The 18,504-nt window shown below is 44.6% G+C and carries 15 protein-coding genes; 13 read left to right on the forward strand and 2 right to left on the reverse strand.

Annotation, left to right across the window (positions count from 1 at the left end):
- The first annotated feature begins 893 nt into the window (after positions 1-893).
- Genes ACK1LH_RS04400 through ACK1LH_RS04410 form a run of 3 tightly spaced genes read left to right on the forward strand, consistent with a single transcriptional unit; the run spans position 894 to position 3,588 of the window.
- Positions 894-1,631, forward strand: a complete 738-nt coding sequence (locus tag ACK1LH_RS04400; RefSeq protein WP_411334595.1) for an ABC transporter ATP-binding protein — start codon at positions 894-896, stop codon at positions 1,629-1,631.
- Positions 1,628-2,857: an ABC transporter permease gene (locus ACK1LH_RS04405; protein WP_411334596.1), complete on the forward strand. Its 1,230-nt coding sequence runs from the start codon at positions 1,628-1,630 to the stop codon at positions 2,855-2,857. Before ACK1LH_RS04400 ends, ACK1LH_RS04405 begins: the two co-directional genes overlap by 4 nt.
- Positions 2,858-2,880: 23 nt before the next feature.
- Entirely contained in the window at positions 2,881-3,588 is a 708-nt protein-coding gene (locus ACK1LH_RS04410; RefSeq protein WP_035207786.1) for an EcsC family protein, read from the forward strand.
- Positions 3,589-3,829: 241 nt separating this feature from the next.
- On the opposite strand, the gene ACK1LH_RS04415 is transcribed toward ACK1LH_RS04410, so the two are convergent.
- Positions 3,830-4,984: a M20 family metallopeptidase gene (locus tag ACK1LH_RS04415; protein ID WP_087946385.1), complete on the reverse strand. Its 1,155-nt coding sequence runs from the start codon at positions 4,982-4,984 to the stop codon at positions 3,830-3,832.
- Positions 4,985-5,164: 180 nt separating this feature from the next.
- Between ACK1LH_RS04415 and ACK1LH_RS04420 the strand changes: the two genes are divergently transcribed.
- Complete coding sequence (locus tag ACK1LH_RS04420; protein WP_139015521.1) at positions 5,165-5,815, forward strand: phosphatase PAP2 family protein; 651 nt, start codon at positions 5,165-5,167, stop codon at positions 5,813-5,815.
- Positions 5,816-5,973: 158 nt separating this feature from the next.
- Complete coding sequence (locus tag ACK1LH_RS04425; RefSeq protein ID WP_411334597.1) at positions 5,974-6,507, forward strand: VanZ family protein; 534 nt, start codon at positions 5,974-5,976, stop codon at positions 6,505-6,507.
- Positions 6,508-6,684: 177 nt separating this feature from the next.
- Here the strand turns inward: ACK1LH_RS04425 and ACK1LH_RS04430 are convergent, their stop codons facing one another.
- The gene (locus ACK1LH_RS04430) at positions 6,685-7,191 is read right to left on the reverse strand and encodes an antibiotic biosynthesis monooxygenase family protein (protein WP_029283710.1); all 507 of its coding nucleotides are present in this window, start codon (positions 7,189-7,191) and stop codon (positions 6,685-6,687) included.
- Between the two features lie 134 nt (positions 7,192-7,325).
- Here ACK1LH_RS04430 and ACK1LH_RS04435 point away from each other — a divergent pair, with 134 nt between their 5' ends.
- From ACK1LH_RS04435 to ACK1LH_RS04470, 8 genes are all read left to right on the forward strand, one after another.
- Positions 7,326-9,467, forward strand: coding sequence for a transglycosylase domain-containing protein (locus ACK1LH_RS04435; RefSeq protein ID WP_029283712.1), 2,142 nt, complete (start codon positions 7,326-7,328; stop codon positions 9,465-9,467).
- A gap of 187 nt (positions 9,468-9,654) precedes the next feature.
- Positions 9,655-10,713, forward strand: coding sequence for a uroporphyrinogen decarboxylase (hemE, locus tag ACK1LH_RS04440; RefSeq protein ID WP_203289687.1), 1,059 nt, complete (start codon positions 9,655-9,657; stop codon positions 10,711-10,713).
- Between the two features lie 66 nt (positions 10,714-10,779).
- Complete coding sequence (gene hemH / locus ACK1LH_RS04445; RefSeq protein WP_411334598.1) at positions 10,780-11,718, forward strand: ferrochelatase; 939 nt, start codon at positions 10,780-10,782, stop codon at positions 11,716-11,718.
- An 81-nt stretch (positions 11,719-11,799) separates the two neighbouring features.
- Positions 11,800-13,221 (forward strand): protoporphyrinogen oxidase, encoded by a 1,422-nt coding sequence (gene hemY / locus ACK1LH_RS04450; RefSeq protein WP_411334599.1) that lies wholly within the window; start codon positions 11,800-11,802, stop codon positions 13,219-13,221.
- A 57-nt stretch (positions 13,222-13,278) separates the two neighbouring features.
- A complete protein-coding gene (locus ACK1LH_RS04455) occupies positions 13,279-13,794 on the forward strand; it encodes a GrpB family protein (RefSeq protein ID WP_411334600.1) in 516 nt (171 codons plus the stop codon).
- Positions 13,795-14,309: 515 nt separating this feature from the next.
- Positions 14,310-14,882, forward strand: coding sequence for a TetR/AcrR family transcriptional regulator (locus ACK1LH_RS04460; protein WP_029283721.1), 573 nt, complete (start codon positions 14,310-14,312; stop codon positions 14,880-14,882).
- 75 nt (positions 14,883-14,957) lie between these two features.
- Positions 14,958-17,309 (forward strand): YhgE/Pip family protein, encoded by a 2,352-nt coding sequence (locus ACK1LH_RS04465; RefSeq protein ID WP_411334601.1) that lies wholly within the window; start codon positions 14,958-14,960, stop codon positions 17,307-17,309.
- A gap of 158 nt (positions 17,310-17,467) precedes the next feature.
- Positions 17,468-18,481, forward strand: coding sequence for a LacI family DNA-binding transcriptional regulator (locus tag ACK1LH_RS04470; RefSeq protein ID WP_411334602.1), 1,014 nt, complete (start codon positions 17,468-17,470; stop codon positions 18,479-18,481).
- The last annotated feature ends 23 nt before the right edge of the window (positions 18,482-18,504 follow it).

Consider the following 18,504-nt stretch of genomic DNA (forward strand, 5'->3'; position numbering starts at 1 on the left):
ATAGAGTGTTTAGCTGCACAAACTCAGGCTGAAGAATGGAGGAAAGTGTTCTAAAAAAAGTTAAGCCGCACAAACCCTGGCTGGAGAAGAGAGGAAAGTGTTCTAAAAAGGGTTTAGAAACATTAACCCTGGCTGGAGAAGAGAGGAAAGTGTTCTAAAAAGGGTTTAGAAACATTAACCCTGGCTGGAGAAGAGAGGAAAGTGTTCTAAAAAGGGTTTAGCAACATTAACCCTGGTTGGAGAAGGGAGGAAAGTGTTCTAAAAAAATTAAGCCGCACAAACCCTGGCTGGAGAAGAGAGGAAAGTGTTCTAAAAAAGGTTAAGCCGCACAAACCCTGGCTGGAGAAGAGAGGAAAGTGTTCTAAAGGTGGCAATGAAGCAAAAACCTCCAAAAAAAGAAACAGGATGATCGCAATGATCACCCTGCTCTGCAGAGGAGGAAGAGCCGGCGCAGCTTAATGGCAAGACTCGCAGATCTCTTTGTCATCTCCCTCATTTGCTTGGAAATGAAGGAAAAAAAGAGTGAATTTGTTAAACATGGTTCAAAGCAACCATCTCCCAGTTAAGAGTATCAGTAATGAGTCTTAACTAATCAATAACTGTCTTTGACGAACACCTCATTCGGAAAATGAATTTATACAGAGCATCTATTACTGAAAGTAACGGCCCGCAAACACCTCATCTCGAAATGGAAATATTCATGATGTTAACTAGCTCATGGATTCCTTCACTAAACTGTCTTTAACAAACACCTCATTTGAATGAATGTCTGTGACAGCTCCTCACCTCTACATCCATTATGATGTCCAGGTAAATCACAATTATGCATGCGAAATTAGCAAAATGTCCGGCGGATTTGGTAAGATAAAAGAAAACGGCGAAGGGACGAAACGATGAGCTTATTACAAGTAAACCAGCTAACGGGAGGCTACACGCGAAACCCCGTTTTAAAAGATATATCGTTTGAAATTGACAAGCATTCCATTGTCGGCCTGATTGGATTAAACGGTGCCGGAAAAAGCACGACGATCCGTCATGTGATCGGCCTGATGGAACCTCATAAAGGGGAGATCTCCATCAATGGCATTTCGTTTCAGGATGAGCCTGAGGCTTACCGCAGCCAGTTTTCCTTTATTCCTGAAACCCCGATTCTATATGAAGAATTAACCCTTTACGAACATCTTGAACTGACGGCCATGGCATATGGATTAAGCCGCGAGACATTCAAAGAACGTCTTGATCCGCTGCTAAAGGAATTCAGAATGGAAAAAAGGCTGAAATGGTTTCCAAGCCACTTTTCTAAAGGGATGAAGCAAAAAGTCATGATTATGTGTGCTTTTTTAGTCGAGCCTGAACTGTACATCATTGACGAACCGTTTGTAGGCTTAGATCCTCTTGCCATCAATGCGCTTCTTGAAATGATGAACAAGGCTAAACAGGAAGGAGCCGGCATTCTGATGTCAACGCACATCCTGGCTACTGCAGAAAGATACTGTGATTCCTTCATCATTTTACATAACGGCAAAATCCGTGCAAAAGGCACCCTTTCAGAGCTTCAGGATGAATTCGGGATGAAGGGTGCATCGCTTGATGACTTATATATTCAGCTGACAAAGGAAGATCAGCAATGAAAAATCTCGACCAGATATGGAAAACCCGGCTTGAGGCTCATGTAAAAGAAGTGCAGTCTTATACTAAATATATGTTTAATGACCATCTCATTTTTGTACTGGTTTTTTTAGGGGCAGGAGGGGCGCTGTCCTATCAGGAATGGCTTAAAACAATGCCGGAAAATTTTCCGGCCCTGCTGATTTTGACCGTTGTGTTTGCACTGATTATCACAGCTTCCAGCGTCCGAACGCTGTTGAAGGAAGCAGATCTCGTTTTTTTACTGCCGCTTGAAGTGAAAATGGCGGACTACTTCAGAAAAGCGACGGTTTACAGCTTTTTCAGCCAGCTGTACATCTTTTTTATTGCAGCGATTGTATTCGCTCCGATGATTTTCCGGGCAGAAAATTTTACAGGAACAGACTACCTGTTCATGTGCCTGCTGATTCTTCTTGCAAAAGCATGGAATTTGCTGATGAGTTTCAGAATATCTTTTTATACTGAACAGTCTGCAAAAGCAGCGGATCTTGCCGTTCGTTTTGCTTTGAATGCAGCAGCCGTCTATTTCATCCTATCTAAAGCTTATTTATATGCGATCGTTGTCTTTGCGGTCATGGCCGTTCTCTATCTGTATTTTAAAAAAGCAACAGCTGCAAAGGGGATCAAATGGGAAGCGCTTATTGACCGCGAGCTTGAGAAGAAGCAATCCTTTTACCGGATTGCCAACCTCTTTACAGATGTGCCGAAGCTTAAGAAAAAGGCCAAGCGGAGAAAGATGCTTGATGGCCTGCTTACGCTGATTAAATACAAACAGGAAAACATGTACGCCTACCTTTATACACGCGCCTTTTTAAGGTCGGGTGACTTTCTGGGCATCTTTTTGAGGCTGACTGTCATCGGAAGCATCATTCTGTTTATCATTCCGACGAATCAGTTCAGTGTCCTTGCGATTGCTATTTTAGTCCTGTACTTAACAGGCATCCAGATTCTCGGTTTGTATAAGCATTTTGATATGCTGTCGCTGCCGGACCTGTATCCCGTCAGCAGGCAGCATAAAAAAGGGAAGTTCCTGAAACTTCTCTTCAGCATCGTTTTATTCCAGCATCTCATTCTGACGGTGGTGTCACTGACTTCCGGTAAATGGTTGCCTTCCATTATCCTTTTAGGAGCGGGCATCGCGTTTGCTTACCTTTTTGTATATCTGTATGTAAAACCGAGGCTGGCTAAAATGGATGCCAGCATATATTAAAGCAAAGGCAGCTGATAAACATGCTGTATGAAAAGCAGCTTGAAGAAGATCTTTTCCAATGGAAAAAGAAACTGCTGAGAAAGTCTTCCAGGTTAGAACGTTTTTCGAAAAAAACACAAACGAAAATAAACGCGCATATTCCTGAAAAAATACACACCATTATTACAGAAAGCATTAAGAAAATGGTTGGAGCAACACTTGCCGGATCTAATCTGACAACGTCCGAAAAAAAGCTTGAAGGCATCTCGTTTGAAGAGCGGGAAAATAAGGTGCGCCAAACCATCTCAGCCTATCAGAAGGCGGCGGCTGTTGAGGGAGCTGGGACAGGTGCAGGCGGTCTGCTTGCTTCTGCAGCTGATTTCCCTTTGCTTCTTGGCATTAAAATGAAATGCCTGTTTGAAATTGCAACACTTTATGGATATGACCCAAAACAAGTGGAAGAAAGAATCTTTCTGCTTTATGTTTTCCAGCTTGCCTATTCAAGCGATGATCACCGCCGAAAAACATTCGAACTGATCGAGAACTGGGAAGAGCGGAAGGAAACGGTTAAGGAGATCGACTGGCAAACCTTCCAGCAAGAATACAGAGATCACATCGACCTTGTCAAACTGCTGCAGGTCATGCCGGGAATCGGCGCCGTTGTCGGAGGCGTTGCCAATTATCATCTTGTGAGGCACCTCGGGGAGACGGCCATGAATTGCTACAGACTGAGAAGGCTCGGCACAATCTAAATGGATTGTGCTTTTTTTGCGGTGAGCATTCGATTACTTGCCTGCATTCCTGATTTACTTGACGGAATGCTTCTTTTTCTAGCAAAAATGACCTGTTTACTTGCCGTGCGAGCGTGTTTACTTGAATATTTCCAGATGCCTCCTAATTTGCGGTGATTGCATTCAATATAGTTGGCTTTACCTTGTAGACCGATCGACCGATCAAAGAAAAAAACGGCGCCGAAGCACCGTTTCAATTATTTTATTTCCCAGCCGTCACAGCAGCATGTTCTGCCTGATATTGAAGGATGGTAAGGCTGAAGGTTTTGGCAGCAATCAGCATCGCTTTTTCGTCGATATCAAATTTAGGATGGTGATGCGGATAGGCTGTATCTGAATAGGTCGGCTTTGCGCCTGTGAAGAAGAAGGTTCCTTTTACGTGCTGAAGGAAGTAGGCAAAGTCTTCGCCGCCCATTTGCATCGGGCTTTCTTCTACAACCCCCACGCCAGGGACGTTTCCTGCGAGGTTTGCCAGGAATTCTGTTTCCTCGCGGTGGTTCACAACGGCAGGATAGCCTCTGTCAAATGTATACTCATAGGCAGCATCATATAGGTCACAGGAAGCTTTCACCGTCCGTTCAATTTCCTGCTCGATCTGAGTTCGGATTTCTTCATTAAAGGTTCTGACCGTTCCGATTAATTCGGCCGAATCGGCAATAACGTTAAATGGATTTTCTGCAATAAATGAACCGACAGAAACGACGGCTGATTCTACAGGATCGACTTTCCGGCTGACGATCTGCTGGAGGTTCAGCACGAGCTGAGACCCTATGACAACAGCATCCTTCGTTTTTTGCGGCTGTGCTCCGTGTCCGCCTTTTCCCTGCACCTTAATCTGGAAGCGGTCGGCAGCTGCCATAATCGGTCCGGTCCGGTACTGAATTTTGCCTGCAGGCTCGCTTGCCCATAGATGGGTGCCGAAAATGACATCGACGCCATCAAGGCATCCGTCCTCAATCATCGCTTTTGCACCGCCGGGAGCGTACTCCTCAGCATGCTGGTGAATAAACACAACATTTCCTTCAAGATTTTCTCTGTGCTTGTGCAGCACTTTTGCCAAGACGAGCAGTGTCGCGGTATGGCCGTCATGTCCGCAGGCGTGGGTGACACCGGGAACCGTCGATTTGTAGGGTACATCCTTTTCATCCTGAATCGGCAGGGCATCAAAGTCTGCGCGAAGGGCAATTGTTTTCCCCGGCAGTCCGCCTTTAACCATCGCTACAACGCCGTTTCCACCCACTCCGGTTCTGGGCTCAATGCCGAGCTTCTGATAATATTCTGCTATGTAGGCTGCTGTCTTGAATTCCATAAACGAAACCTCTGGATGCATATGAAGGTAGCGTCTGATTTCTACCATTTCCTCATAGGCTGCATCGAGTTCTGAACAAATCTCCTGAAACAAATCACTTCATCCTTTCTTTTTTGAAAAATATATATTCGCCAAATGATTCATAAGATAAAATAAATTCTGATATTAGGTCAATTTTAGGGAAGTTGTTTGAAAATTACAAGATTAAAATCTGAAAGGTGTGAAAAGGTGAAAAAGATTTCGATTATGGGAGGATGTCTTCTGGCAGCTCTCATTCTGTACGGACTTATCCGCAAGGCTTTTATAAAACCTGCAGATGATGGAGCCTCGCAATTTGCACAATACATCCAGCAGTCAGAAGGCATTCTTGCTTTTTTTGAGGGAATAGGCTATCTTGCTTCAAAGCCTGGAATCATCAGTCTGCTTGCAATAGCTATTGTTGTTCTTTCTCTTTTATTCAGACATTATCTTCAACCGCTCATGATTGGTTTGGCGGTGTACCTTGGAGATGTTTTAAACAAATTTCTAAAAAGCGTGACGGCAAGAGAACGTCCGCCAGAGCCCCTTCATCTTGAAGAAGGTTTCAGCTTTCCGAGCGGCCATGCCATGGTAGGCGTCATCTTTTATGGTCTATTTGCCTATATGATCATTGAAAAAATCAAGTCTCCTGCTCTTAAAAAAGGGATCTGGGCCGCGGTTGTTCTGTTAATGGCTTTAATAGGGATCAGCCGCGTCATCACCAATTCGCATTATGTCACAGATGTGATTGGCGGGTACTTCATCGGCTTCGTTTTTCTTCTTGGGACCATTCTCATTTATGAATGGGCAAAGAATCTGCTTGCTGCTGCAAAAAAGAAAAAAGGCGGCATTTCTGCTTAAAAAAACAGGGATTCTCTTAATGAGAGTGCCTGTTTTTTTTCCTTTTATAATTCTTTTACTCTTTTAAATTACGAAACTTTTTATGGATAAATTTGGTTGGTGTAATTATACTGAGTTTATTGGAATGAAAAGGAGTACAGCAAGTAATGGGGGACAAGATGAAAAAAATATTTAATGCCGTGTTTAGTATAAGTTTTATGTTCTATTTATTAGCATTAATTTCTCTCTTATTTTTAGGTTCAAGGGGCTATTGGACAGATGTGTCTTTAATAGAATACATTAAGAGCTCTTCAAATTTTGTTCCATTTAAAACAATCAATTTATATGTTCATGCGATTTTTGACGGTAGTATGAATAGGGATACACCAATTAAAAACTTGTTTGGGAATTTTGTAATGTTTTTACCGATGGGTATCTATCTGCCGTACTTTATAAAAAGAATGAACAAGGTAAGTGTTTTTTCAATTTCAATGATGATCTCGCTATTAGTTATTGAAATAGTACAAGTAGCTGCAAAAAGGGGAAGTTTCGATATTGATGACTTCATTCTGAATATGTCAGGTGCTTTAATTGGATATTTCATCTGGAAAAGCAAAGTTGTTCAAACATTATTTACCCAAAACTCTAAGAATTCACTATCCGCATTGCCGGATTCGGCAGCGATATATAATGGCAAAGAATTTCAGGGTTGATCTTAATCACTTAGATTAACCCTGTTTTTGCTGTTTTCTTTTCATGTAAACAAGTGTGTTAACGGAAAATGAAAGATGGGTAAAGGTACAGGGAGGAATTGTGTCATTTCCAAGGAAATAGTGTCGCAATTTAGGCATGAAAAACTCCTCCATACATAGGTCGGAGGAGCGGTTCTTTTAGTGTTCTTTTACAACCTGATAGGTCGTCACGTAAGAAGGTCTCGGGAAAATCGGCTTTTGATCCACGCCCTCGCTTGTTCCGCGCTTTTTATGGGCTTTTGCGTAGGACTGGGACTGCTGCCAGTTTTTAAACGATTCTTCTTTATCCCATAGAGTTAAGATGACGTATGTGTCATCTTGAACAGGTCTCAGGACGCGGATGGCCGCAAATCCCGGTTCGTTTTCGATCATGCGGGCACGTTCTTTGAAGCGCTGTTCAAAAAGCGGTCTGCCTTCGTCTGTGACAGGAATATTGTTCAAAACGGCATAGCTGCCGGTCTTGAAATCTCCCACTCCATCAAGCACTTCGTATTTTTTAGGCTCTTTAAAAAGGGAATCTGATTCGCTTTCATGAAGAAGGATGCCCTTATCCTCATTCTGCATCAGCAGCATGTTTTCATCTGTGTGTTCTGCTGCGGTTTTTGCCAAGTATTCCGGAGTTCCAAATGTGACATAAAAGTTCATTTTACATACACCTCTTTTTGTTTCATTATAACAATGACTGGACAAAGAAGGCTATTATGAGCCTCTGCTTACATATTCAACCCTTTTTTTAACAATACTAAACATGTATAAATCTACGGAACGCAGGTGACAGCATGCGAAAAAAAGTCATTCTTTCTGCTCTGGCAGCTCTGCTGACAGCTATTATTGCTCTGGCAGTTTATCTCCTCATCCTTGTCATTGGAGATTATTCCATTGATGAAAAAAAGCTTGTGATGGATTCTACGACTACACTTGTTGATCCTGAAGGCAGCAAGGTGGCGGAACTGTATTTGCAGAACCGGGAGCCTGTCTCGGTCAAAGACATTCCCGTTCATGTCCGCGAAGCGTTTATAGCTGTTGAGGATAAACGGTTTTACGAACATAACGGAATAGATTTAAAAGCCATTTCAAGGGCTTTGTACAGGGATTTTCTTGCCGGCGGGAAAGTGGAGGGCGGAAGCACCATTACCCAGCAGCTTGCAAAAAACACATTTTTGACTTCTGAAAAATCTGTGCTCAGGAAAGTCAAAGAAGCCGCCATTGCCATGAGCCTTGAGAATAAATACAGCAAAAGCAAGCTACTTGAGCTGTATTTAAATCAGGTTTATTTTGGCCACGGTGCATACGGTATCCAGAGTGCTTCGCTTTACTATTTTAATAAAGAAGTGAAGGATCTGACGGTTGAAGAAGGAGCGATGCTGGCAGGAATTCCAAAAGCACCTTCCAATTATTCTCCTGTCCTTCATCCGGATAGAAGCAAAGAACGGAGGGACACAATCCTTTCTTTAATGGGTGATCAGGGTTATCTGACGGCTGAGGAAGTTGTCAGATCACAGGGGAGAACGCTCGGCCTTTCGATTTCTGAGGAATCTGAGACTCCATGGCTTATCTCATATATCGACATGGTAATGGATGAAGCAGAAGAAAGATACAACCTCTCAAATGAAGAACTGATGCGGGGTGGATATACAGTCACAGTGCCGCTTGATGCAGGCATGCAAAAGACCGCCTACGAACTGTTCCAGAAAGATGCGTATTTTCCAGGAACGACAAAAGGCGCAGAGGGAGCATTTGTCCTGATTGACAACAAGACCGGCGGTGTGAAGGCTGCCATTGGCGGCCGAAACTACGTGCAAAAAGGGTATAACCGCGTAACGACAAAGCGTCAGCCCGGGTCTACGTTCAAGCCGATTGCCGTTTATGCTCCTGCCATGGAGGAAGAAGAATTCGGTCCATACTCCCTGCTTGAAGACAAGCCCGTCTCATATGATGGCTATCAGCCAAAAAATAACGACCGCAAGTATGATGAAGAGGTTACGATGTACGATGCGATTACAGCCTCCAAAAATGCTCCGGCTGTGTGGACATTAAATGAAATGGGTGTCTCAACCAGCAAGAAGTATTTGGAAAAATCCGGCCTGCCCATCGAGGACAACGGCCTCTCCATTGCGCTTGGCGGACTTAAAAACGGTGTAACCCCTCTTCAGATGGCAAACGCGTACAGAGCTTTTGCGCAATACGGTGTATACAGTGAGCCGTATTTTATCCAAAAGATTACAGACCGAGATGCTAAAGAAGTTTCGGCACCAGAGCACCTAAAGAAGCGGATTTTTTCCGCACAGACCGCCTGGAACATGACGAGAATGCTTGAGGAGGTAGTAAACGAAGGGACAGCAAGCATCGGAACTTATGACGGTGTACTTGCAGGAAAAACAGGCACAACTTCATTTACCGATGTAGATGGTGCTGTAAAGGATGCATGGTTTGTCGGATATACTCCGTCTGTATCCGGAGCTCTCTGGATGGGATATGACCGCACGGACAGCAAACAGTACCTAAAGCAGGGCAGCTCCTATCCTACACGTCTTTTCAAAGAAATCCTGAGTGAGTCCGGCAAAGACCTGAAAACGGCATTCCAGATGCCTGACGGCGTTGAAGATCTTGAAGAGCCGATCAGACTGAAGAATCTGGGTGAAGTAAAGGCAGGGTATACGTTTAAAGCGCTTGGCCTTTTCACCGTGACATTGAAATGGGATGCGCAGAAGGATGACCGCGTCATCTACAGAATCTATGAGACAAGCGGGAGCAAAGACAAGCTCGTAGGGTTCGTTAAGGGTGAGGATTCGTATGAGATTCCTTATTCCAATCTCTTTTCAAACGCAGAGTATAAAGTCGTTCCGTACAACGAGCAGACAGACCAGGAAGGCGAAGGGTCAGATCCTGTCAAACCCGAGCTTTTTACATCAGGTCTATGAGCAGCATGCAGATTCCGCATGCTGCTTGATTACGTCAATTTTTTGACATTTAATTGTGAAATCTATACAACAAGGTGTGAAACAGTTATAGTGTAAGAAGCAAAAACATAGGGAAGGCGCGGTTTGCCTGCGCAGCGCTGTTTCTATTTGGGGAACAGCTTACATAGAAAGGTGGATTTGAGGATTTATGACGGATTTGCAGTTTAATGATACATTCCTTAAGGCGTGCAGAGGGGAAAAAACAGATCACGTTCCGGTATGGTATATGAGACAGGCAGGTCGTTCGCAGCCTGAATACCGTGCGATTAAAGAGAAATACAGTCTGTTTGAAATCACGCATCAGCCTGAGCTGTGTGCCTATGTGACCAGATTGCCGGTGGAGCAGTACGGCGTAGATGCAGCGATTTTATATAAGGATATCATGACACCGCTTCCATCAATAGGGGTAGATGTTGAAATCAAGTCCGGCATCGGACCGGTCATTGACAATCCGATCCGCTCTTTCGCAGATGTTGAAAAGCTTGGAGAAATTGATCCTGAAAGCGATATTCCATACGTGCTTGATACGATCAAGCTTCTGACGCAGGAGCAGCTGAACGTGCCGCTGATCGGATTTGCGGGAGCTCCCTTCACGATGGCAAGCTACATGATCGAGGGCGGACCGTCAAAAAGCTACAATAAAACAAAAGCATTTATGTATGCAGAGCCAAAGGCATGGTTTGCTTTAATGGACAAGCTTGCAGAAATGACGATTGTCTACTTAAAGGCTCAAATTAAGGCCGGGGCAAAAGCGTTTCAAATTTTCGATTCGTGGGTAGGAGCGTTAAATGAAGCAGACTACCGCTATTATATAAAACCTGTGATGGAGCGCATTTTTTCCGCAATGAAGGAAGAAAATGTGCCAATGATCATGTTCGGAGTAGGGGCAAGCCATCTTGCACGCGACTGGCATGACCTTCCGCTTGACGTTGTCGGACTGGACTGGAGACTTCAGGTCGATCAGGCAAGAGAAATGGGTCTGACGAAAACGCTGATGGGGAACCTTGATCCGGCTATTCTTCTTGCACCATGGAACGTCATTGAAGAGCGCGCCAAGCATATTCTTGACCAGGGAATGAAGCAGGACGGTTATATTTTCAACCTCGGACACGGTGTTTTCCCGTCTGTTAATCCGGACGTTTTAAAAAGACTGACAGCTTTCATTCATGACTATACAAAAAATGCCAAGAGTGCGCGGAGCATCTAATTTGGAAACCTGACCTCAGGAATGGCAAAATAAGAATCAGAACGAATCCAAAAGAGGTGTATGAAAATGACAAAGAAAACAATGGGTCTTCTTGTAATGGCATACGGAACGCCATATAAAGAAGAAGACATTGAACGCTATTACACACATATCAGACACGGCCGCACGCCTGCTCCTGAGATGCTGCAGGATTTAAAAGACCGCTACGAGGCAATCGGCGGCATTTCGCCGCTTGCTAAAATCACGCTTGATCAGGCCAAATCACTGGAAGAGCTTTTAAATGCCGTTCAGGACGAAGTTGAATTCAAAATGTACCTTGGACTGAAGCACATCGAACCATTCGTTGAAGACGCGGTGAAACAAATGAAAGAAGACGGCATTGAAGAAGCTGTCAGCATTGTTCTTGCGCCACACTTCTCAACATTCAGCGTCAAGTCCTACAATGGACGGGCAAAGCAGGAAGCCGAAAATCTCGGAGGACCGGCTATTACGTCTGTTGAAAGCTGGTACCAAGAGCCTAAGTTTATTGATTACTGGGCGAAAAAAGTAAAAGAAACCTATGCGCAGATGACAGAAGACGAACGCGAAAAGGCTGTTCTGATTGTATCTGCCCACAGCCTTCCTGAAAAGATTATCGCTGCAGGCGATCCATACACTGAACAGCTGCAGGAGACGGCAGACCTAATTGCAAAAGCAGCCGGCATCACGAATTATGAGACTGGATGGCAGAGTGCAGGCAATACGCCTGAGCCATGGCTTGGACCTGATGTTCAGGATCTGACAAGAGACCTTTTTGAACAGAAAGGGTACCGGACATTCGTATACATTCCTGTTGGATTTGTAGCAGATCACCTTGAGGTTCTGTATGACAACGACTATGAATGCAAAATTATTACAGATGAACTGGGTGCAAATTATTACCGACCTGAAATGCCGAATGCGAAGAAAGAGTTTATTGACTGTCTTTCAACCGTCGTTCTTAAAGAACTCGGCATGAAAAAGTAGAAATGAAGCGGAGTTTCAGCAAGTGAAGCTCCGCTCAAATATGTGATGCACAAAAGTAAACAAAAAAGAAGGCGATAAACAATGACTGGCAAAAAGAAAAAAGTTGTCATCATTGGCGGGGGAATCACAGGATTATCCGCGGCATTTTACATGCAAAAAGAGATACGCGAACAAAACCTGCAGGCTGAGACGGTTCTTATTGAATCAAGTCCCCGGCTTGGCGGGAAAATTCAGACGGTTCATAAGGACGGCTTTATTATTGAGCGCGGACCGGATTCTTTTCTTGAGCGAAAAACAAGCGGACCTCAGTTTGTAAAAGACGTAGGACTGGGTTCAGAGCTTGTCAATAACGCAACGGGGAGATCATACGTACTTGTAGGAGACCGGCTTCATCCGATTCCGGCCGGTGCTGTTATGGGCATTCCCACACAAATTATGCCGTTTGTCACAACAGGCCTTTTTTCCGTTCTTGGAAAAGCACGGGCTGCAGGCGACTTTATCATGCCTGCCGGCAGAGAGCAGGGCGACCAGTCATTGGGTCACTTTTTCAGAAGGCGCCTTGGAAATGAAGTGGTTGAGAATCTGATTGAACCGCTGCTTTCAGGGATTTATGCCGGAGATATAGACAAGCTGAGCCTCCTGTCGACCTTCCCGCAATTCCATAAAGTAGAGCAGGATCACAGAAGCCTCATACTGGGAATGAAAAAAGGGCTTCCTGCATCAAACCAAAAGCATGAGCCTTCCAGAAAGAAAGGCATTTTCCAGACCGTCAAAGGCGGACTTCAAAGCTTGGTCGACGCTGCCGAAAGTAAGCTGACAGATACGCGGATACTAAAAGGAATCAAAGTTGAGGCCATTGAAAAATCAGGTGCTCAGTATTCCTTAAAGCTAAGCAGCGGCGAGAGGATGGAAGCTGACGCTTTAATTGTGACCACGCCTCATCAGCACACTGCAGGCATGCTTCCGGACAAGGAAAACTTTCAGTACATGCAGGAAATGCCTTCTACTTCTGTTGCAACGGTAGCCATGGCTTTCCCCGAGGATGCTGTTTCGATTGAAGGAAACGGTACGGGATTTGTCATTTCCAGAAACGGCGATTATACGATCACAGCCTGCACCTGGACCCACCGCAAGTGGCCGCATACCGTTCCGAAGGGAAAAGCCCTTATCCGTGCATACGTAGGAAAAGCAGGGGACCAGGCGATCGTTGAACAGCCGGACCACGAAATCATCTCAGCTGTCCTGGAAGATTTGAATAAAATCATGAAATTGGATCAAAAACCTGAATTCACCGTCGTTTCAAGATGGAAACAGGCCATGCCCCAGTACAACGTGGGCCATCAGGAAGAAGTCCATAAAGTAAAAGAAAAAATCATGAACAACTATCCTGGCATGTTCCTGGCCGGTGCCTCCTATGCAGGAGTCGGCATCCCCGACTGCATCGACCAGGGAAAATCAGCCGTCTCGCACGCATTGGATTTTTTGAAAAAGGCAACTCTTTAAAAAGGGTTGTTTTTTTATGTGCACTATTACTGGATCAGCTCAATCAAGGAGAAAAACGTGGATAAAGAAATTATTATAGAAGAATACAGCATGAATTGGTCGAGACAATTCGAACAAGAAAAGAAAAAGCTTAACGATATGCTAAGGAACAGGGTTCAATCTATTGAACATATAGGAAGTACAGCCGTTGAGGGCCTTGGAGCCAAACCTGTCATAGATATTGCTGCTGGAGTAAATAATCTGGAGACAGTTAGTGAATTTATCAAACCTTTAAAACAATTAGAGTATGAATTTGTTTACCATAAAGAGTTTCCAGAACGACGTTTTTTTAGAAAAGGCCGGCGGAGAGCAGGTACACACCACTTGCACTTTTATGAATTTGAAGGAGAGCACTGGAATAATCAGCTTTTGTTTAGAAATTACTTAAGGGGAAATCCTGATGATGCAAGAAAATATCATGAACTGAAAGTGTACCTGGCAGAAAAATACCGGTTTGACAGAATTGCTTATACGGAGAACAAAGCTTCTTTCATCCAAATTATATTGCAAAAAGCGAGGCGCTCAGAGATATAGCAAAGCACAAAACTCCAGTGGACTGCAGCGGAGGGCACTTGACTCCATGTCCAGCTGCAGCGCCCAACTCCTCTGTCAGAACAAAATCCCCCAAAAAGTCAAACCCGGACTTTTCGGGGGATTTCTTATCTGACTGCCGGAGCAAAACGGGCGCTTCCGCTTTTCTGGGGCATGAAGAGGGCGCTGGAGACCCCGCAAGCGCAGCGAGGAAGCTTCCGGCACTCCCTGCGGAAAGCAAGTGACTGGAGCGCAAGGGAACGGGTACGATTTGAGATTTAGATTCAGCATAAAAACAGCCTGCCATTAAAAAAAGAGGAGAAAGCTTCGGCCCTCCCCGCGGAAAGCAAGAGACTGAAGCGGAAGGAAACGGGTATGATTGTAAACGAAATGAGCACAAATATATTGCCGCAAATTTCTCTGTAACAGCAGTTGCTTCTTTAAAAAATGTATGATATATTTCTTTTTGTACTAAATGACCAAAAATGTCATTCGGTCATTTTTAGGAGGTGAGAGGGTTGAGCGTGGACCGCAAACAGCTTATTTTAGAAGCAGCAACAAGATCATTTACCCACTATGGCTACAAGGCAACGACAATGGATTCTGTTGCAAAGCTCGCAAATGTGGGAAAAGGAACGATCTATACCTTCTTTAAAAACAAGGAAGAGCTGTTTGATGAGATTGTCTCATCTTTGCTGACGGAAATGCGGGTTGCTGCAGAAGAGGCAATGGATGAAGATCTTCCATTCTTTGAAAATGTTCATCGTGCCCTGTACAATCTGCTTGAATTTCGAAAAAAGCATCAATTCACGATTAAAATTTTTCAGGAAAGCACTGATGTCGGCACACCTGCCGTTCAGGAAGTCGTTCAGAGGCTTGAAAAAATGATCCTGCAGTTTATCGCTGCCAAAATAGAAGCAGCTGTAAATAAAGGAGAACTCCGGGAGTGCAATCCTGAAGTAACAGCATTCGTGATGCTGAAACTATATATTTCTCTCATTTTTGACTGGGAAAAGCACCATGAACCGCTTGAGAAAGAAGAAATTGCACATTTATTTGAATTATACTTACTCAAAGGATTATCAACATAGATGGTCCTATCTTTTTGGGAAAAAGTGACCAATTGAACAAATTAGTCAATATGTATTAAATTAGGAGGAAATGCAATGAGTTTAATGGCTAAAGAGTGGAAAGCGTTAGTTTCCAACAAAAAAGTGCTGATTCCGGTCCTTGCTGTTTTATTTATCCCGCTCATGTATGCAGGGATGTTCCTTTGGGCGTTCTGGGATCCGTATGAGCAGCTTGATCAGCTTCCTGTTGCCGTAGTCAACGAAGATACTGGAGCTGATTATGAGGGAACAGACCTTCAGATTGGATCTGAGCTTGTTGATAATTTGAAAGCAAATCCAAAGTTCAAGTGGGAATTTGTTTCAAAGGATGAGGCTGTAAGAGGCCTTGAAAACGAGCAGTACTATATGATGATTGAAATACCCGAGAATTTTTCGGAAAATGCGACAACACTGATGGACGAGGATCCTCAGTCACTTGAGCTGAAATATGTTCCGAATGAAGGGTTTAACTTTTTGTCGGGGCAAATTGGCGGAACAGCCGTTGCTCAAATTAAAGAAGAAGTCTCAAATACGATTACGAAAACCTATGCGGAAAGCATCTTTGAAAACATTGACAAACTTGCAGACGGACTTGGCGATGCAAGTGAGGGAGCAGGCAAGATTGATGAGGGTGTCATCGACCTGAAAGGCGGTTCAGCTGAACTGAAAGAAAAGCTTGAGCTGCTTGCAGGAAAATCGATTACGTTTAAGGACGGATTGAATGACGCTTCTGCCGGAGCAAAGAAACTGGCAGACGGAGCCCAAAAGCTAGACAGCGGTCTGGGACAGCTTCAGGACGGGAGCGGGAAGCTTTACAGCGGATCAATGAGCGCTGAAAAAGGAGCTGCCCAGTTGAACGAAGGTCTTGGAACGTCTCTGTCCGGAATGAAAGAGCTTCAGAGCAATGTTCCGAAACTTACTGCCGGGGCAGAAGGAATCAGTGCCGGAGCGGGTGAATTATCCGGAGGCCTTAACCGCCTTTCTGACGGAAGCACGGCATTAGCTGCCGGAGCAGGTGAATTATCTACAGGGCTGGATAAGCTTTCTGCCGGTAATCAGGCTGCCTATAAAGGAGCCGGAGAACTCTCTGCAGGTCTGACACAGCTGAATGACCAGCTGGCAGTCATGCTGCCGCAAATTGAGAAGCTTCCTCTTCCGGAAGCCGAGAAACAAAAACTGATTGAAGCAGCAAAAGGCGTCAGCCAGCTTTCTGAAGGAAGCAAACAGCTGGAGTCAAGTCTTGGCCAGCTTTCTGCGGGCGCTGCCGATGCACAAAAGGGAGCAGCTACTATTGCAGATAAAAGTGCAGAGCTTTCAGCAGGAGCCGGAAAGCTTCAGGAAGGTGCTTCCAAGCTTTCAAGCGGTTCTTCTGAACTTGCAGCAGGCCAAAAGAAAGCAGAAGAAGGCATCAATCAGCTTGTGGCCGGACAGGAAAAACTGTATGCGGGCTCAGGCGATCTATTGAATGGTCAAAAACAATTAACAGAAGGACAAAAGACTTTTAATCAGGAATTCGCGAAAGCTAAAGCCGGCTCCGCTGAACTTGCTGCCGGCAATAGTGAACTCGGCTCCGGAATTTCAAAGCTTGCTGAAGGATCAGGTGCGCTTCAGGACGGCACAAACAAGCTTGCTGACGGTGCCGGAAAAGTGGACGAAGGCGTTGGTAAATTGTCTGAAGGGACAGGCGAGCTGTCATCAAAACTTGGTGACGCAGCAGAGGAAACAAAAGATGCCGGCGGCTCAGATGAAACCTATGACATGATTTCAGAGCCGGTAAAAGTAAAAGATGAAAAAATCAACGCCGTTCCAAACTACGGAACAGGTTTTGCGCCATACTTCCTGTCACTCGGACTATTCGTTGGGGCCCTGCTGCTTTCCATCGTATTCCCGTTAAGACAGGCAGCAGGAACGCCTAAGAGCGCAATTGGCTGGTTCATGAGCAAGTTTGGTGTTCTGGCAGCAGTCGGAGTTATCCAGGCCTTGCTTGCCGATGCGGTTTTACTCTATGGACTTGATATTGAAGTACAAAGTGTTCCATTGTTTATTTTATTCAGCATCATCACAAGCATAGCATTCCTTACACTGGTTCAATTCTTTGTAACATCACTCGGAGATCCGGGAAGATTTGTGGCTATTATTATCCTGATTCTTCAGCTTACTACAAGCGCCGGAACATTCCCTCTTGAATTGATTCCAGAGCCATTGCAGATCTTTAATGCATGGCTGCCAATGACCTATACGGTTTCAGGTTTTAAAGCGGTCATCTCATCAGGTGATTACAGCTTTATGTGGCAGCAGGCAGGTATCCTCGGCATCTTCATTGCAGCGATGATTGCCGGAACGATTGCCTACTTCTTCATGGCCATCAGAAAAAACAAGAACAGCCTTACAGAGAAAGCTGCAGCATAATCTTAAACACCCGAAGCGAAAAGCTTCGGGTGTTTTTTTGCAATGGAAAAATCTATAAAACTATTATTGAAAGCCCTTACATTTTAACATATAATAGAAAAATGAGAACGATTTCACCGTGTGTACGCTGATCGTTCGCAAGATGAGGAGGAGTGAACGTGTCTACAATCGAGGATGTGGCCAGACTTGCAGGACTTTCAAGGACCACTGTTTCCCGGGTCATCAACAATCATCCGTACGTTTCCGATTCGAAGAAAAAGGTTGTCTTAGAAGCAATGGATGAGCTTGGTTATGTTCCGAATTCATCTGCAAGAAGTCTTCGAAATCAAAAAACTGAAATTATTGCCGTTTTTATACCGCGAGTGCTGAATCCCTTTTTCAGCCAATTTATCGAATCACTTGAAATGGCGTCGTCAGCCAGGAACTATCAGCTGATCGTGTGCCAGACTCAATATTCCAAATCAAAAGAGCTCACCTATTTAAACCTTCTTAAAACAAAGCAGGTGGATGGTGTGATACTGGCATCCCTGGAGAACGACTGGAGCAAAATCGAGCCATTCACCGATTACGGTCCGATTGTTCTTTGCAATGAGTTCGAAGAGGATGCATCTGTGCCGATGATCAGGCTCGATCAGACATTTGGCGGATACATAGCAACCAAGCACCTGATTGAACAGGGACACACCCATATCGGTTATTGCTGCGGCGGGCACAGAAGCAACGTTGCCAAAGAACGTGAAAGAGGCTTCAGGCAGGCACTGATGGAAGCGGGATTAACGTTCGATGAAAACGCCGCATTCCGGAATGCCTTCAATATCGAAGACGGAAAACGTGTTTTTCATGAGCTGGCTGCTTTGAAGAATCGCCCGTCCGCTCTGTTTACCGGAGCGGATGAAGTGGCTGCAGGAGTCATCTCTGAAGCGAAGAAAAACGGCTGGAGCATTCCATCTGACCTTGCAGTTGTGGGATTTGATAACCAGGCCATCACAGAACTGCTCGATCCTATGATTACAACCGTTCAGCAGCCTGTCTGCGAAATGGCCCAAAAAGCCATGGACATCATGATTGAAAAAATAAACAGAAAATCATACGCTGCCAGGGAAGTCTATCAGTTTCCGCTTAAACTGATTATAAGAGATTCAACGGGCGGCAAAAAGCTCGCAAACGTTTAATAGAGTAAGGCACCAGCCATTGG

The organism is Metabacillus indicus (assembly GCF_046603695.1).
Classification (GTDB): domain Bacteria; phylum Bacillota; class Bacilli; order Bacillales; family Bacillaceae; genus Bacillus_P; species Bacillus_P indicus.

Excerpts from the sequence above, each read along its gene's own strand:
- ACK1LH_RS04435 (WP_029283712.1), top strand. The coding sequence starts at position 7,326 with ATGCGAAAAAAAGTCATTCTTTCTGCTCTGGCAGCTCTGCTGACAGCT.
- hemY (WP_411334599.1), top strand. The coding sequence starts at position 11,800 with ATGACTGGCAAAAAGAAAAAAGTTGTCATCATTGGCGGGGGAATCACA.
- hemH (WP_411334598.1), top strand. The coding sequence starts at position 10,780 with ATGACAAAGAAAACAATGGGTCTTCTTGTAATGGCATACGGAACGCCA.
- ACK1LH_RS04415 (WP_087946385.1), bottom strand. The coding sequence starts at position 4,984 with ATGGTAGAAATCAGACGCTACCTTCATATGCATCCAGAGGTTTCGTTT.
- ACK1LH_RS04430 (WP_029283710.1), bottom strand. The coding sequence starts at position 7,191 with ATGAACTTTTATGTCACATTTGGAACTCCGGAATACTTGGCAAAAACC.
- ACK1LH_RS04465 (WP_411334601.1), top strand. The coding sequence starts at position 14,958 with ATGAGTTTAATGGCTAAAGAGTGGAAAGCGTTAGTTTCCAACAAAAAA.
- ACK1LH_RS04425 (WP_411334597.1), top strand. The coding sequence starts at position 5,974 with ATGAAAAAAATATTTAATGCCGTGTTTAGTATAAGTTTTATGTTCTAT.
- ACK1LH_RS04405 (WP_411334596.1), top strand. The coding sequence starts at position 1,628 with ATGAAAAATCTCGACCAGATATGGAAAACCCGGCTTGAGGCTCATGTA.
- hemE (WP_203289687.1), top strand. The coding sequence starts at position 9,655 with ATGACGGATTTGCAGTTTAATGATACATTCCTTAAGGCGTGCAGAGGG.
- ACK1LH_RS04400 (WP_411334595.1), top strand. The coding sequence starts at position 894 with ATGAGCTTATTACAAGTAAACCAGCTAACGGGAGGCTACACGCGAAAC.